The organism is Immundisolibacter cernigliae (assembly GCF_001697225.1).
In the GTDB taxonomy this organism is placed as follows: Bacteria; Pseudomonadota; Gammaproteobacteria; order Immundisolibacterales; family Immundisolibacteraceae; genus Immundisolibacter; species Immundisolibacter cernigliae.
The window spans coordinates 1,595,511-1,609,999 of record NZ_CP014671.1 but is presented as its reverse complement, the minus strand read 5'-3'; the positions used below and the strand labels follow the sequence as shown (position 1 = coordinate 1,609,999).

The window sequence follows — 14,489 nt, the reverse complement described above, 5'->3', positions numbered from 1 at the left end:
GACCGGCCCGGCGCGTGTCGCAATCCCCGGCCGGTGCCCGCATGTCGCTGCTCCCATGCTGATCTTTGACCAGTCCATCGCCGGCCGCGCCAATGGGGCGCAGGTCGCCCCGGCGCCGACACCCGACGACCTGCCTGCGGCGCTGCTGCGCACCAGCCCGCCGCCGCTGCCGCAAGTATCCGAACTGCAGGCGGTGCGCCACTACACGCGCCTGTCGCAGAAGAACTTCTCGATCGACACGCACTTCTATCCGCTGGGCTCCTGCACCATGAAGTACAACCCGCGGGCGGCCAACGAGCTGGCCCTGCGGCCGGTGCTGCGCGACCGCCACCCGCTGGCGCCCGCCGCCACCGGACAAGGCTTTCTGGCCTGCCTGTGGGAATTGCAGGACATCCTGGCGCGCGTCACCGGCATGGCCGGCGTGTCGCTGACGCCGCTGGCCGGCGCCCAGGGCGAACTGGCCGGCATCGCCATGATCGAGGCCTACCATCGCAGCCGCGGCGATGCGGCGCGGCGCGAAATCCTGGTGCCGGACGCGGCGCACGGGACTAACCCCGCCACCGCCGTGATGTGTGGCTATCAGGTGCGCGAGATTCCGACCGACGCCCAGGGCGACGTGGACCTGACCGCCCTGCGCGCCGCCGTCGGCCCGCACACGGCCGGCCTGATGCTGACCAACCCGTCGACGCTGGGCGTGTTCGAACGCCAGATAGCGGACATCCAGCGCGTGGTGCACGAAGCCGGCGGCCTGCTGTACTACGACGGCGCCAACCTGAACGCCATCCTGGGTCACGCGCGCCCGGGCGACATGGGCTTCGACGTGGTGCACCTTAACCTGCACAAGACCTTCGCCACGCCGCACGGCGGCGGTGGGCCGGGCGCAGGCCCGGTCGGCGTCAGCGAACGCCTGCTGGCGTTCCTGCCGGTGCCGATGGTGGCGCGCGAGGGCGATCGCTACCGCTGGCTGACCGAGGCCGACCGGCCGCAAACCATCGGCCGCCTGTCGGCCTTTGCCGGCAACGCCGGCATCCTGCTGCGGGCCTGGGTCTACATCCGCCTGCTGGGGCGCGAGGGCATGCGACGGGTGGCCGAATTCGCCACCCTGAACGCCGCCTACCTGCAGGCCAGGCTGCGCGAGGCCGGTTTCGATCTGGCCTTCCCCAACCGGCGCGCCAGCCACGAGTTCATCGTCACCCTGCGCCGTTCCAAGCAGGAGCTGGGCGTCAGCGCGCTGGATGTCGCCAAGCGCCTGCTCGACTACGGCTACCACGCGCCGACCGTGTATTTCCCGCTGCTGGTGCCCGAATGCCTGTTGATCGAGCCGACCGAAACCGAGACCCGTGACATGCTGGACGGCTTCGTCGACGCGCTGATCCAGATTGCCCGGGAAGCACGCGAACAACCCGACCTGCTGCGCGGTGCCCCGCACACGCTGCCGGTGCGGCGGCTGGACGAGGTGCGCGCCGCGCGCCAGCCGGACCTGGCCTGGCGTCCGGCCTGAGCGGCGGCCATTCACTCATGGGAGAGACTGCATTGCGCGCACTGATCTGCGGCTCGATGGCCTACGACACCATCATGGTGTTCCAGGACCGCTTCAAGAACCACATCCTGCCGGACCAGGTACACATCCTGAACGTGTCCTTCCTGGTGCCGCAGATGCGCCGCGAGTTCGGCGGCTGCGCCGGCAACATCGCCTACAACCTGAAGTTGCTCGGCGGCGATCCGCTGCCGATGGCCACCGTCGGCGAGGACTTCGCGCCCTACCGCGACTGGCTGGACAAACACGGCATCAACCGCCGTCACGTCACCGAGGTACCCGGCAGTTACACCGGCCAGGCCTTCATCACCACCGACCTAGATGACAACCAGATCACCGCCTTTCACCCCGGCGCCATGAACGAGTCGCATCGCAACTCGCTGGCCGACGTGCAGGCCGTGGACATCGGCATCGTCGCCCCGGACGGCCGCGACGGCATGCTGCTGCACGCGCGGGAATTCGCCGAGGCCGGCGTGCCGTTCATCTTCGATCCCGGCCAGGGACTGCCGATGTTCGACAAGGCCGACCTGCTCGGCTTCATCGACCAGGCGACCTGGATCACCGTCAACGATTACGAAATCGAACTGCTGCAGACGCGCACCGAACTGTCGGCCGGCGACATCGCCAAGCGCGTCGAGGCGCTGATCGTCACCCGCGGCAGCAAGGGATCCAGCATCTACGCTGGCGGCCACCGCATCGACATCCCGGCCGTGACGCCGGCTGCCGTCAACGACCCCACCGGCTGCGGCGACGCCTACCGCGCCGGCCTGCTGTACGGCCTGCTGCACAAACTGGACTGGCCGACCACCGGGCGCATCGCCTCGCTGCTGGGCGCGCTCAAGATCGAGCACCACGGCACGCAGAACCACCACTTCACGCGCGAGGACTTCGAGCGCCGTTTCGTGGCCGAATTCGGCCACGGCTTCTAGGCCGGCCACCATCACGCGGGGTCGGCAGGCCTGAACACCGGCATGACATCGGCGCCGAAACGATCGATGAACGCCCGGGAAGACTTCCAATGCACCCGCTGGCTGGGCACGCAGGCGCAGAAAGGCCGCATCCGGTTCTGGGTACGCCATCCGGTTCGGCGCGAAGGCAGTTCGTTCTTCCGGCAGAAGGCCGATGGCCGCTTCTGCCCGGATTTCCTGTGTCAGCCGCCCGGCACCGCGGACCAGCCGGGGCCGATCCTGGCGGTCGAGTACACGGGCGCGGATCGCTGGGCGGGAGCCGAAGGCGATCGCCTGATCGGCGGCCTGTGGGCGAACCTGTCCGAGGACCGTTGCAGCTTCGTGATGGTCACGGACAAACGCTGGGAGCGGATCGACGCGCAGTTGCCATGAACCCCGCGCCTGCCGCCCCCGATCCCACCGCCCTGGCGGCCACGCTGCGTACCCTGGCCACGGAGCTGGGTTTCACCGGCCTTGGCATCGGCGGCGTGGACCTGGCCGTGGCCGAACAGCATCTGACCGACTGGCTGGCGCGCGGCTATCACGGCGACATGGCGTGGATGGCCCGCCACGGCGCAAAGCGCTCGCGGCCGGCCGAGCTGGTGCCCGGCACGCTGCGGGTGATCTCGGTGCGCATGGACTACTGGCCGCACGGCGCCGCCGCGCCCTGGCCGGTGCTGGAATCACCGACGCTGGGCTACGTGTCGCGCTATGCGCTGGGCCGGGATTACCACAAGCGGGTCCGCCAGCGCCTGCAATCATTGGCGGACGGCATCGCCGCCCTGATCGGCCCGTTCGGCTACCGCGTCTTTTGCGACAGCGCGCCGGTGCTGGAAAAGCCGCTTGCCCAGCAGGCCGGCCTGGGCTGGATCGGCAAGCACACCTGCCTGATCGACGCGCGCGGCGGGTCGTGGTTTTTTCTGGGCGAGATCTACACCGACCTGCCGCTGCCGCTGGACGCGCCGGCCGGCGGCCATTGCGGAACCTGCCGCGCCTGCATCGACGTGTGCCCGACCGGCGCCATCGTGGCGCCCTACGTGCTGGACGCCCGGCGCTGTATCTCGTACCTGACCATCGAGCATCCGGGGCCGATCCCGGAGCCGCTGCGCCCGCTGCTGGGCAACCGCATCTACGGCTGCGACGACTGTCAGCTGGTGTGCCCGTGGAACAAGTTCGCGCGCCCGACCGGCGAGGCGGATTTCGCGCCCCGGCATGGTTTGGACGCGCCGCGGCTGATCGATCTGATGGACTGGACCGCGGACCAGTTCGACACCCGCCTGGCCGGCTCGGCCATCCGGCGCATCGGTCACCAGCGCTGGCAGCGCAACATCGCCGTGGCGCTGGGCAACGCGCCGGCCGGCGATGCCGACACCGTGGCCTGCCTGCGGCGGCATGGCGACAGCGCCTCGCCACTGGTGGCCGAGCATGTCGCCTGGGCGCTGCAGCGGCATGGCGCCGGCTGAGCAGGCCAGAGCGTCAGTTCAAGTCCAGCTTGAGCATGCGGTAGCGCAACTGGCGCAGGGTCAGGCCCAGGCGCGCGGCGGCGGCGGTGCGGTTGTAGCGGGTGGCTTCCAGCGCCGCCACGATGCGGGCGCGCTCGACGCCGTCCAGTTCGGCGTCCAGATCGTCACCGCCGGCGCCTCCCTGCGGCGGGTACTCGCAGGCGGCCGGCAGGTGCAGGTCGGCGCGGTCGATCTGCGGCCCCTCGCACAGCGCGGCGGCACGCTCCAGGATGTTTTCCAGCTCGCGCACGTTGCCCGGGAAGGCATAGCCCTGCAGGGCCGTCAAGGCAGCGGGCGTCAGCTCCAGCCGCTCGCCGCCGGCCATGCGCGCCAGCAGATCGGCCGCCAGCGCCGGGATGTCCTGCGCCCGGTCGCGCAGCGGCGGCACGGTGACTTCGATGACGTTGATGCGGTAGTAGAAGTCCTGGCGTACGCGCCCGTCACGCACCAGGGCGGCCAGATCCTCATGCGTGGCGCTGAGCACACGCGCATCGACCGGTATTTCCTGACGCGCACCGACCGGGCGCACGGCCCGCTCCTGCAGCGCCCGCAGCAGCTTGACCTGCATGGCCGGCGGCACGGCACCGATTTCGTCCAGGAACAGCGTGCCGCCGGCGGCGGTCTGGAACAGGCCCTCGCGGTCGGCGCTGGCGCCGGTGAAGCTGCCCTTGACGTGCCCGAACAGCTCGCTTTCCAGCAGATGTTCCGGAATGGCGCCGCAGTTGACCGGCACGAACGGTCCGCTGGCGCGCGCGCCCTGGGCGTGAATCAAGCGCGCCACGCGCTCCTTGCCGACGCCCGACTCGCCGCGGATGAACACCGGCGCCTGGCTACGCGCGAGCTTGGCGACCATGACCCGCAGCGCCTGCATGGCCGGCGATTCGCCGATCAGGCTTGGCACGGTGCCGGCCTCGGCCCGCACCCGCGACAGCCGCAGCGCCTGATCGATCAGGCCCCGCAGGCCCTGCACGTTGACCGGCTTGTTGACGAAATCAAACGCACCGGCCTTCATGGCCGCCACCGCCGCACCGACATCGCCGTGGGCGGTGATCATGGCCACCGGCAGGTGCGGCTGCGTGCGCTGGATGTGCTCGATCAACTCGAGGCCGCTGCCGTCGGGCAGGCGCAGGTCGCACAGGCACAGGCGGTAGCTGGCGTCGGTCAGGGCCTGCCTGGCGGCGACCAGGGTGCCGGTGCTGTCGCTTTGCAGGCCCATGCCGCGCAGGGTGATGGCCAGCAGCTCGCACAGGTCCGGCTCGTCGTCGACGATCAGCACGCGCGGCGCGTCTTCGGGAAGGGCGTTCATATCAGCTGCCTGCGCCGGCGGTCCGCCAGCACGATGCGAAAGCCGGCCCCGCCGGCCGCCGGCGTGTAGTACTCGATGCGCGCCTGGTTGGCGGCGCACAGCTCGCGCGCCATGAACAGACCAAGCCCGGTGCCGTCGGCGCGGCTGGTGTGGAACGGCTCGAACAATCGGTCACGCTCGGCCAGCGGCACGCCAGGGCCGCGGTCCTCGACCTCGATCAGCGGCCGGTCGCGCGATGCCGACTGGCGGGCGCGCACGCTTACCCGCGGATGGGCCGCGCGCGCCGCATGGCGAAGGCCGTTGTCCAGCAGGTTCTCGATCACCTGTTGCAGCTGCCCCGGCGTGCCGCGCGTCACCGCGTCCGACTCGACACTCAGTGCAATGGCGCGGCGCGGCACCGCGCGGCTGGCGCAGTAGGCATCGATGACCTGCGCCAGCCAGGGCCCGAGCTCCAGCAATTCGGTTTCCACCCGCTGCGGCCGCCCGAGCGCCAGCACCTCATCGACGATCTGGTTCACGCGCCCGCTCTGGCGCAGCAGGATTTCGACCAGCTGCTGCTGATCGGCGCCCAGTCGGGCATCCTCGCCCAGCAGCTGGGCCGCGTGGCTGATGGCGCCCAGGGGGTTTCGCACCTGATGGGCGATGCTGGCCACCAGGCGACCGAGCGCGGCCAGCTTCAGCAACTGCGCCTGCTGGTTCAGGGTCGCCATGTCGTCCAGGAAGATCAGCACGTCTGCGGACTGACCGCTGCCAAGCGGCGCAAAGCGCGGCACCCAGGCGTCGGTGGGACTGCCGGGCCGGGGCTCCTGGCCACCCCGCCACAGGGTCAGGGCCCGATCCAGCTGCGGCGCCACTTCCGGCAGCCGGCTGGCGGGGCCGATGCGGCGTCCGAGCAGGCGCGCCGCCGAGCCGTTGGCAAGACGGATGCGCTGTGCCGCGTCGATGACCAGGACCCCGGTCTGCATGCGCTGGATGATCTCGTCGTTCAGGCGCACCAGCGCCAGCGCCTCGGCCCGCCGATCGCTGGCCAGCAGGGTGCTGCGCCGCACCCGGCGCGCCATCTCGAAGGCCAGCACGGCGGCGGCAAAGCAGGTGGCGCCCAGCAGACCGGCCTGGGTATAGGTCGGCGCCAGGTCGAGCATATTGACCCGGTACAGGCTCTCGCCGAGCACCGCCAGGGCGGCCAGGGCGGCATACAGAAAGGCCAGCCGGCCGGACACCAGCAGGCCGCCACCGGCCACCACCACCACCAGCAGGATGCCAAGCCCGCTGGCAAGCCCGCCGCTGGCGTGGGTGAGCACGGTGATGGCCGCGACATCGGCCGCAACCAGCAGGGTGACTTGCAGATTGAAGCGCGGCCAGCGCAGCGCGAGCGCCACCAGGCCCAGCACGGCGCCGCTCAGGTAGGCCACGGCGGCCAGGCGATACAGGTGCGGCTCGGCGCTGCCCAGCGGCTTCAACGGCGGCTGCAGCAGGCTCAGGCCCAGCAGCATCCCGGCACTGCCCAGGCGCAGCAGGTTGAACCAGAACAGCGGACGCCAGGTGAGCCGATCCTGCGGATCCCCCCCCGCCAGGCCGACCAGCGCACTGCTGGGACCCTCGCCCGAAAAATCCTGGGATTGGCCTTCGGCTGCCGCCTCGGAATCGCCGCCGCCAGCCCGCGCCCGACGGTGACCAGACCCGCGAGCCGGCGCCGGCCCGGGGCGCTGGCGCGTGACCTCAGCCACCGCCGACGGTAGCCCGCCAGCGCGCCTGCAGCCAGTCGCGCATCAGCCAGCGCAGCCCGTCGTGGGCGGCAAAGGTGCGCACCCATTCGCGCCCGCGCACGAACTGCCGGTGCCGAGCGGCGGTGCCGTGGGCATCCGCCCGGCCCAACCAGACGGTGCCGACCGGCTTCTGGTCGGTGCCGCCGTCCGGACCGGCAATGCCGGTGATCGACAGGCCGATGTCGGCGCCGAAGCGCTCGCGCACGCCGCGCGCCATCTGCTGCGCCACCGGCTCGCTGACCGCGCCGTGCTCGGCCAGCGTGGCCGCGTCCACGCCCAGCAGGTCGTGCTTGGCACTGTTGGCGTAACTGACCACGCCGCCCAGGAAATAGGCCGACGCGCCCGGCAGGTCGGTGATGATCTTGCCCACCAGGCCGCCGGTACAGGACTCGGCCACGGCAAAGGTCTGGCCGGTTTCGGTCAGGTAGCGCGCGAACAGCTCGGGCGTGCCCAAGGAGCTGAAATCGAGCAGGTAGTCGGCGAAATTCTCCAGCGCGAAGGCGCGCAGGCTGTGGATCTGTGCCTCGCTGGCGTCGTACAGCTTCAGTTCCAGTTCCGGGAAGATCGCCCGGTAGCCGAGCTCGATGTTCTGGTCGGCCCACGGCCGCATGGCCTCGGCCAGACTGGACTCGCCGATGCCCAGAAAACGCATGAAGCTGTGGGTTGCCTTGCGCGCCTGCGGCAGGCTGGCCAGGAAGGTGCGCAGCATGGGCTGCATCTCGCGCGGCGGCCCGGGCAGCGCCACGACGCGCCGCTCATCGCCGGCCAGCGAGAGACTTGCCACGAAACCCGGCGCCGTGCCGTTGGGGTTGGCCAGAATCTGCGCCCCGGCCGGAAACATCGCCTGCTTGCGATTGTTCTCGGTCAGCGGGATGCCGAACTCGGCGAAGCGGCGCTCCACATGCTGCCAGCTTGGCAGGTCGAACTGCAGCGGCACCTGGGCCAGCTGCGCCACCACCTCGGCGGTCAGGTCGTCCTCGGTCGGCCCCAGGCCGCCGGTCATGAACACCCAGCCGGCGCGGTCCAGTGCCGTGCGCAGGACAAAGTCCAGATCCATGCGCCGGTCGCCGGCCGTGAGCATGAGCTGGATCTCGAAACCGGCCTCGCCCAGCTGGCGCGCCAGCTCGGCACTGTTGCTGTCGATCAGTTCACCCCGCAGCACCTCCTCGCCGGTACTGACGATGCAGGCGGTCAGTCTGGGAATACTCACGCTGGACGCTCGCGGGTGAAGGGCCGGACAACGCCGGGCAGTATGCCGTGCGCCTTTGCGCGCCGTAAACTTCGCGCCCCGCCGCCCGCCGCCATGCCATGCCCGCCGTCTTTCTGCTCGGTCCGACCGCCTCCGGCAAGTCGGCGCTGGCGCTGGCCATCGCCGGTCGCCTGCCGTGCGAGATCGTCAGCGTGGACTCCGGCCAGGTCTATCGGGGCATGGACATCGGCACCGCCAAGCCCGACGCCGCCACGCGCGCCACCGTGCCGCACCACCTGATCGACATTCGCGATCCGGACCAGCCCTACTCGGCGGGCGAATTTCGCGACGACGCGCTGCGCCTGATCGCGCAGATCGAGGCCCGCGGCCGGGTGCCGCTGCTGGTCGGCGGCACCTTCCTGTACTTTCGCGCACTGGAGCGGGGCCTGGCGACGCTGCCGGCCGCCGATCCGCAGCTGCGGCTGGCGATCGAAGACGAAGCCGCCGCGCGCGGCTGGCCGGCATTGCACGCGGAGCTGGCCGGCGTCGATCCGACAGCGGCGGCGCGCATCGCGCCGGCCGATCGCCAGCGCATCAGTCGCGGCCTTGAGGTGTACCGCCTCACCGGTCGGCCGCTCAGTGCCTGGCAGGCGCAGGCCGCACAAGCCGCCCATCCGCCTGCACTGCGCCTGATCCTGGCGCCGCCGGCCCGGGCCACGCTGTACGCGGCCGTCGATGCGCGCCTCGAGGCCATGCTCGTCGCCGGTCTGCAGGACGAGGTCGCGCGCCTGCGGGCGGCCGGCTACAGCCGCGATCTGCCGGCCCTGCGGGCGGTTGGCTACCGCCAGATGTGGAGCCATCTGGCCGGTGAAACCGATTACCCGACCCTGGTCGAAGCCGCCAAGACCGCCAGCCGCCAGTACGCCAAGCGCCAGCTGACCTGGCTGCGCGGCGACCCGCACGGGCACTGGCTGGACCCGGCCGGCCGCGGCGTGCTCGACCGGGCCTGTGGCCTGATCCGTGCCCTGATCGGCAAGGGCGCCGCCTGAGCGGCGAACCCTCGCACCACGGCGCGGTCGAAGCGACGGTCGCCGGCCGCCTTGAACCGGCGGCGGCCGGCACCCATATTGCTACACTGACGATGCGGGCCAGCCGCCATGGCCTGTTCACACGCGAGGACTACACAAATGAAAAAATCCCAGGGCCTGCAGGATCCGTTCCTGAACCAGCTGCGCAAGGAGCACATTCCGGTCTCCATCTTCCTGGTCAACGGCATCAAGCTGCAGGGCCATGTCGAGGCCTTCGACCAGTACGTCGTGGTGCTCAAGAACGCCGTATCGCAGATGATCTACAAGCACGCCATCTCGACCGTGGTACCGGGGCGGCCGGTGCGCGTTCCGACCGTGGTCGAGGGTGAGGAAGCGGCTGGCGAGGAGGCAAGCGATTCTTAAGCTGACCACCGACCCCGCCGCGCCCGCCCCGGCAGGTGCGAACGGGGCAACGGCGGCGCCCGCGCAGCGGGTCATCGTGGTGGCGGTCGAGCTGCCGGGCGCCGACATCCCGCTCGAGGACGACCTGGCCGAGGCGCTGGAACTGACCCGCGCCGCCGGCGGCCAGGTGGTGGGCACTCTCACCTGCCGGCGCGCGCAGGTCGACCCGGCGCTGTTCATCGGCAGCGGCAAGGCGGCCGAACTGGCGCAGCAGGTGGCCGACGCCTGCGCCGAACTGGTCATCTTCAACCACCCGCTGAGCCCATCCCAGGAGCGCAACCTGGAGCGCCTGCTCAAGTGCCAGGTGGTGGACCGCATCGGCCTGATTCTGGACATCTTCGCCCGCCGCGCGCGCTCGCACGAGGGCAAGCTGCAGGTCGAACTGGCGCAGCTGCGCCATCTGTCCACCCGCCTGGTGCGCGGCTGGACTCACCTCGAGCGCCAGAAAGGCGGCATCGGCCTGCGCGGCCCCGGCGAGAGCCAGCTGGAAACCGACCGTCGCCTGCTGCGCGCCCGCCTGCGCCAGCTCGAAACGCGCCTGGAGCGCCTGGTCGGCCAGCGCATCAACAGCCGCCGTCAGCGCACGCGCAGCGAAACGCCTACCGTGGCGCTGGTCGGTTACACCAACAGTGGCAAATCGACGCTGTTCAACGCGCTGACGGCGGCCGACGTGTTCGCCGCCGACCTGCTGTTCGCCACGCTCGACTCCACCCTGCGCCGCCTGGAACTGCCGGACTGCGAACCGCTGGTACTGGTCGACACGGTCGGTTTCGTGCGCCGCCTGCCGCACGACCTGGTGGCGGCCTTTCGCTCCACGCTGGAAGAGGTCCGCAGCGCCAGCCTGCTGCTGCACGTGGTGGACGCCTCCCGCGACGACCAGCGCCAGCTGATGCTGCAGCAGGTCAACGGCGTGCTGCAGGACATCGGCGCCGGCGACATCCCGCAGATCGAGGTCATGAACAAGATCGACCTGACCACCCGCGCGCCGCTGCGCAGCGGCGGCGAGCTGGGCGGCCCCGAGCGGGTATGGCTGTCGGCACGCAGCAGTGCGGGTCTGGATCTGCTGCGGGACGCCATCGGCGAGCGCTTTGCGGACGGCATCTCGCACCAGAGCCTGCACCTGCCCCGTTGCGACGGGCGCCTGCGCGCGCAGGTGTTTCGCCTGGCACAGGTGCGGCACGAGCAGTTCGACGCCGACGGCGGCTGGCAGGTGGAGTTCGACATCCGCCGCCGCGAACTGGGGCAGCTGGCGCCGCTGCTGGCTGCCGCCCAGGTCCTGCCGGCCCGCGCGCGACCTGTGGAACAATAAGCGCCCCCAAACGCCGGCCCCCCCCGGCACTCAGGAGAAATTGATGGCCTGGAACGAACCGGGCGGGTCCGGCAATCGCGACCCGTGGGGTCGGCGTGCCGACGCTGGACCGCCGGACCTGGACGAGGTGTTTCGCCGGCTGCGCAAGCGTTTCGGCGGCAATTCCGGCTCCGGCAACAACACCGCCGGCGGACCGCCGCCGGCCCTGTGGGGCGGACTGCTGGGCCTGCTGGTGGCCCTGTGGCTGGCCTCCGGCTTCTACATGGTCCGCGAGGGCGAGCGCGGCGTGGTGCTGCGCTTTGGCAAATTCGCCAGCACCTCCACACCTGGTTTGCGCTGGCACCTGCCGTATCCGGTCGAGCGCGTGCTGCGCGTGAACATCGGCGAGATCCGCACCGCCGAGGTCGGCTACCGCAACCAGGCGCGCAGCCGCACCGAAGCCGACGTGACGCAGGAGTCGCAGATGCTGACCGCTGACGAGAACATCGTCGACGTGAAGCTGGCCGTGCAGTACCGCGTCAAGGACGCCGCCGACTACGTGTTCAAGGTGCGCGACCCGGACCTGACCGTGCAGCAGGTCGCCGAGTCGGCGATCCGCGAGGTGGTCGGCAAGAGCCGCATGGAGTTCATCCTGACCGAAGGTCGCGACGCGGTCACCCAGCAGGCCGCCCTGCTGTTGCAGGGAACCCTCGACCGCTACCAGACCGGCATCGAAGTGACCTCCGTCAACATGCAGGACGCGCAGCCGCCCGAGCCGGTGCAGGCAAGTTTCTTCGATGCCGTCAAGGCCCGCGAGGACGAGCAGCGCCTGATCAACGAGGCCCAGGCCTACCGCAATGAAGTCATCCCGCGGGCCCGTGGCGAGGCGGCGCGCATCCTCGCCGACGCCGAGGCCTATCAGGGCCAGATCATCGCCCGCGCCGAGGGCGACACTGCCCGCTTCGCCCAGATTGCCGAGCAGTACCGGGCGGCGCCGGTGGTGACCCGCCAGCGCCTGTACCTGGAAACCATGGAACAGGTGCTGTCGCGCACGCCCAAGGTGCTGATGAGCGGCGATGCCGGCAAGCTCACCGTGCTGCCGCTGGATCGGCTGCTGTCGTCCGGCAGCAGCGAGCCGGCCGCAACCGCCCAGACGGCCGTCCCGACGCCGCCACCCATCAGCCTGCCGATACGACCGTCGCGCGAGCGCACCGACTACGTGCGCGGCCGGGAGCCCCGCCCATGAGCAATCGTCTGCCGATCATCGGCGCCCTCCTCCTGCTGGCCCTGGTGCTGATCAATGCGACCTTCTACACGGTCGACCAACGCGAGCGGGTGCTGCTGTTCCGCCTGGGCGAGGTCATTGCCGCCGACCTGCCGCCGGGCCTGAAGGTGAAGACACCCTTCATCAACAGCATCGTCAAGTACGACGGCCGCATCCAGACGCTGGATCGCGGTCCCGTGCGCTACCAGACCAGCGAGCTGAAGAATGTGGTGGTCGATTCCTTCGTCAAGTGGCGCATTGCCGACACCAAGCGCTTTTTCGTGTCGGTCGGTGCCGGCGACGTCAACACGCGCCTGGCGCAGATGGTCAACGACCTGTCGCGCAACGAGTTCGGCAAGCGCACGGTGCAGGAGGCGGTCAGCGGCGACCGCGGCGAGATCATGGGCATCCTGCGTGAGCAGGCCAGCAAGCGGGCGGCCGAATTCGGCGTCGAGGTGATCGACGTGCGTCTCAAACGCGTGGATCTGCCTCCCGAAGTCAGCAGCTCGGTCTTCACCCGCATGGAGGCCGAACGCAAGCGTGTGGCCGCCGAGCTGCGCGCCAAGGGCGCCGAGGAAGGCGAGCGCATCCGCTCCCAGACCGACAAGGAGCGCACGCTGCTGCTGGCGCAGGCCGAGCGCGACGGTCAACGCCTGCGCGGCCAGGGCGACGCCGATGCGGCGGCGCTTTACGCCGAGGTAATCGGCCAGGACACCGATTTCTACGATTTCTATCGCAGCTTGGAAGCCTACCGCAGCAGCATCGGCACCAGCCGTGACCTGCTGGTGCTGGACCCGGACAGCGCGTTCTTCCGTTATTTCGACAACGCCCGCGCGGGCGCGCGCTGAGACCGATCGTGCACGATCTGGCGGCAGCTTTCTGCCTGGTGCTGGTGTTGGAAGGCGTGGTGCCGTTCCTGAGTCCGGCCATGCTGCGCCGCACCGCGGCCCTGACCAGCCAGATGCCGGACCGGGCGCTGCGCCTGGCCGGCCTGGGCAGCATGCTGGTCGGCCTGCTGCTGCTGCAGCTGGTGCGCTGAAGGTCGCCCATGCGCTGGTTGTTGCCGCCCGGCATCGAGGATTTGCTGCCGCCGCAGGCGCAGGCGCTGGAAGGCGCACGGCGGCGCTTGCTGGACCTGTTCGCCGCCTGGGGCTACCGGCTTGTGATGCCGCCGCTGGTGGAATACGCGGACGCGCTGCTGACCGGCACCGGAGCGGATCTGGCGCAGCAGACCTTTCAGGTCACCGACCCGCTGTCCGGGCGACTGTTGGCGATCCGCGCCGACATCACGCCGCAGGTGGCGCGCATCGATGCCCGCGACAGCGACCCGGCGCCGGCCCGGCTGTGCTATCTGGGCTCGGTGCTGACGGCGCAGGAGGCGGCCCCCGGCGCCTGCCGCAACCCCATGCAGGTCGGCGCCGAACTGTACGGTCACGGCGGCCCCGAGAGCGACGTCGAGGTGCTGCGCCTGATGCTGGCCACGCTGCGGGCGGCCGGTCACGACAGCGTGCACGTGGACCTCGGCCACGTCGGCATTTTCCGCGGCCTGAGCCGCGCCGCCGGGCTGGACACCGACGCCGAGCACACGCTGTTCGAGCTGCTGCAGCGCAAGGCGCGCGCCGACATCGCCGACTTCGTGTCGGGCCTGGGCCTGGCGGCGGCGATGCGGGACTGGTTCGTTCATCTGCCGCAGTGCTTCGGGCCCATCGACCGGCTGCCGGCGCTGCGCGCCATGCTGCCCGGCGTGCCGGAGCCGGTGACCGCAGCGCTGGAGGAGCTCGAAACCATCAGCCACGCGCTGCTGCGTTTCGAGCCGCAGCTGCCGCTGTTCGTGGATCTGGCCGAGTTGCGCGGCTACCACTACCACACCGGCATCGTGTTCGCCGCCTACGGCGCCGGCTACGGCCAGGCCATGGCCTGGGGTGGCCGCTATGACGGCGTCGGCGGGGTCTTCGGCCGCGCCCGCCCGGCCACCGGCTTCAGCGCCGACCTGAAACGACTGCTCGGCGCGCCGGCGCCGCAGGCGCTGCCGGTGCTGGCGCCCTGGTCCAGTGACCCCACACTCACGGCACTGGTCGAAGGCCTGCGGGCGGACGGCCGAACCGTGGTCTATGAACTCCCCGGCAGCGACACTGGCCCGGTCGGCGCACGCATCGTGCCGTGCGACGGCGGCTGGGCGCTGCAAGACGCAGGATAGGCA

14 protein-coding genes are annotated in these 14,489 nt (G+C 70.6%); 11 read left to right on the top strand and 3 right to left on the bottom strand.

Annotation, left to right across the window (positions count from 1 at the left end; genetic code table 11):
- The first annotated feature begins 55 nt into the window (after positions 1–55).
- The 4 genes from gcvPB (at position 56) to queG (ending at position 3,947) form a co-directional block, all read left to right on the top strand.
- Positions 56–1,501: an aminomethyl-transferring glycine dehydrogenase subunit GcvPB gene (gene gcvPB, locus PG2T_RS07660; protein WP_068803940.1), complete on the top strand. Its 1,446-nt coding sequence runs from the start codon at positions 56–58 to the stop codon at positions 1,499–1,501.
- A gap of 32 nt (positions 1,502–1,533) precedes the next feature.
- On the top strand, positions 1,534–2,466 hold the full coding sequence (locus PG2T_RS07655; protein WP_068803938.1) for a carbohydrate kinase family protein: 933 nt from the start codon (positions 1,534–1,536) through the stop codon (positions 2,464–2,466).
- A gap of 66 nt (positions 2,467–2,532) precedes the next feature.
- The gene (locus PG2T_RS07650; RefSeq protein WP_202816460.1) at positions 2,533–2,877 is read left to right on the top strand and encodes a hypothetical protein; all 345 of its coding nucleotides are present in this window, start codon (positions 2,533–2,535) and stop codon (positions 2,875–2,877) included.
- The gene (queG, locus tag PG2T_RS07645; protein WP_068803936.1) at positions 2,874–3,947 is read left to right on the top strand and encodes a tRNA epoxyqueuosine(34) reductase QueG; all 1,074 of its coding nucleotides are present in this window, start codon (positions 2,874–2,876) and stop codon (positions 3,945–3,947) included. The genes PG2T_RS07650 and queG overlap by 4 nt, the downstream gene beginning before the upstream one ends.
- A 13-nt stretch (positions 3,948–3,960) precedes the next feature.
- Here queG and PG2T_RS07640 read toward each other — a convergent pair whose 3' ends face one another.
- The 3 genes from PG2T_RS07640 to PG2T_RS07630 are packed head-to-tail and all read right to left on the bottom strand — an operon-like array spanning position 3,961 to position 8,268.
- A complete protein-coding gene (locus PG2T_RS07640) occupies positions 3,961–5,292 on the bottom strand; it encodes a sigma-54-dependent transcriptional regulator (RefSeq protein ID WP_068803934.1) in 1,332 nt (443 codons plus the stop codon).
- The gene (locus PG2T_RS07635) at positions 5,289–7,019 is read right to left on the bottom strand and encodes a sensor histidine kinase (RefSeq protein WP_083214821.1); all 1,731 of its coding nucleotides are present in this window, start codon (positions 7,017–7,019) and stop codon (positions 5,289–5,291) included. Before PG2T_RS07635 ends, PG2T_RS07640 begins: the two co-directional genes overlap by 4 nt.
- Positions 7,012–8,268 carry a CinA family nicotinamide mononucleotide deamidase-related protein gene (locus PG2T_RS07630; RefSeq protein ID WP_068803932.1) on the bottom strand — a complete coding sequence of 419 codons (1,257 nt, stop codon included), beginning with the start codon at positions 8,266–8,268 and terminating at the stop codon, positions 7,012–7,014. Before PG2T_RS07630 ends, PG2T_RS07635 begins: the two co-directional genes overlap by 8 nt.
- A gap of 98 nt (positions 8,269–8,366) precedes the next feature.
- Here PG2T_RS07630 and miaA point away from each other — a divergent pair, with 98 nt between their 5' ends.
- From miaA to PG2T_RS07595, 7 genes are all read left to right on the top strand, one after another.
- Positions 8,367–9,296, top strand: a complete 930-nt coding sequence (gene miaA, locus PG2T_RS07625) for a tRNA (adenosine(37)-N6)-dimethylallyltransferase MiaA (RefSeq protein WP_068803930.1) — start codon at positions 8,367–8,369, stop codon at positions 9,294–9,296.
- A 138-nt stretch (positions 9,297–9,434) separates the two neighbouring features.
- Positions 9,435–9,698: an RNA chaperone Hfq gene (gene hfq, locus PG2T_RS07620; protein WP_068803928.1), complete on the top strand. Its 264-nt coding sequence runs from the start codon at positions 9,435–9,437 to the stop codon at positions 9,696–9,698.
- A gap of 76 nt (positions 9,699–9,774) precedes the next feature.
- Positions 9,775–11,046, top strand: coding sequence for a ribosome rescue GTPase HflX (gene hflX, locus PG2T_RS07615; RefSeq protein ID WP_236953318.1), 1,272 nt, complete (start codon positions 9,775–9,777; stop codon positions 11,044–11,046).
- 43 nt (positions 11,047–11,089) lie between these two features.
- Complete coding sequence (hflK, locus tag PG2T_RS07610) at positions 11,090–12,271, top strand: FtsH protease activity modulator HflK (protein WP_068803926.1); 1,182 nt, start codon at positions 11,090–11,092, stop codon at positions 12,269–12,271.
- Complete coding sequence (gene hflC / locus PG2T_RS07605) at positions 12,268–13,137, top strand: protease modulator HflC (RefSeq protein ID WP_068803925.1); 870 nt, start codon at positions 12,268–12,270, stop codon at positions 13,135–13,137. The genes hflK and hflC overlap by 4 nt, the downstream gene beginning before the upstream one ends.
- Before the next feature lie 5 nt (positions 13,138–13,142).
- The gene (locus tag PG2T_RS07600) at positions 13,143–13,328 is read left to right on the top strand and encodes a DUF2065 domain-containing protein (protein ID WP_068803923.1); all 186 of its coding nucleotides are present in this window, start codon (positions 13,143–13,145) and stop codon (positions 13,326–13,328) included.
- A gap of 9 nt (positions 13,329–13,337) precedes the next feature.
- A complete protein-coding gene (locus PG2T_RS07595; protein ID WP_068803921.1) occupies positions 13,338–14,486 on the top strand; it encodes an ATP phosphoribosyltransferase regulatory subunit in 1,149 nt (382 codons plus the stop codon).
- Positions 14,487–14,489: the final 3 nt, after the last annotated feature.

What these genes read in the sequence shown, in the direction of transcription:
- PG2T_RS07650 (WP_202816460.1), top strand. Translation starts at nt 2,533, where the DNA reads ATGAACGCCCGGGAAGACTTCCAATGCACCCGCTGGCTGGGCACGCAG.
- miaA (WP_068803930.1), top strand. Translation starts at nt 8,367, where the DNA reads ATGCCCGCCGTCTTTCTGCTCGGTCCGACCGCCTCCGGCAAGTCGGCG.
- PG2T_RS07595 (WP_068803921.1), top strand. Translation starts at nt 13,338, where the DNA reads ATGCGCTGGTTGTTGCCGCCCGGCATCGAGGATTTGCTGCCGCCGCAG.
- hflK (WP_068803926.1), top strand. Translation starts at nt 11,090, where the DNA reads ATGGCCTGGAACGAACCGGGCGGGTCCGGCAATCGCGACCCGTGGGGT.
- PG2T_RS07640 (WP_068803934.1), bottom strand. Translation starts at nt 5,292, where the DNA reads ATGAACGCCCTTCCCGAAGACGCGCCGCGCGTGCTGATCGTCGACGAC.
- hflC (WP_068803925.1), top strand. Translation starts at nt 12,268, where the DNA reads ATGAGCAATCGTCTGCCGATCATCGGCGCCCTCCTCCTGCTGGCCCTG.
- queG (WP_068803936.1), top strand. Translation starts at nt 2,874, where the DNA reads ATGAACCCCGCGCCTGCCGCCCCCGATCCCACCGCCCTGGCGGCCACG.
- gcvPB (WP_068803940.1), top strand. Translation starts at nt 56, where the DNA reads ATGCTGATCTTTGACCAGTCCATCGCCGGCCGCGCCAATGGGGCGCAG.
- hfq (WP_068803928.1), top strand. Translation starts at nt 9,435, where the DNA reads ATGAAAAAATCCCAGGGCCTGCAGGATCCGTTCCTGAACCAGCTGCGC.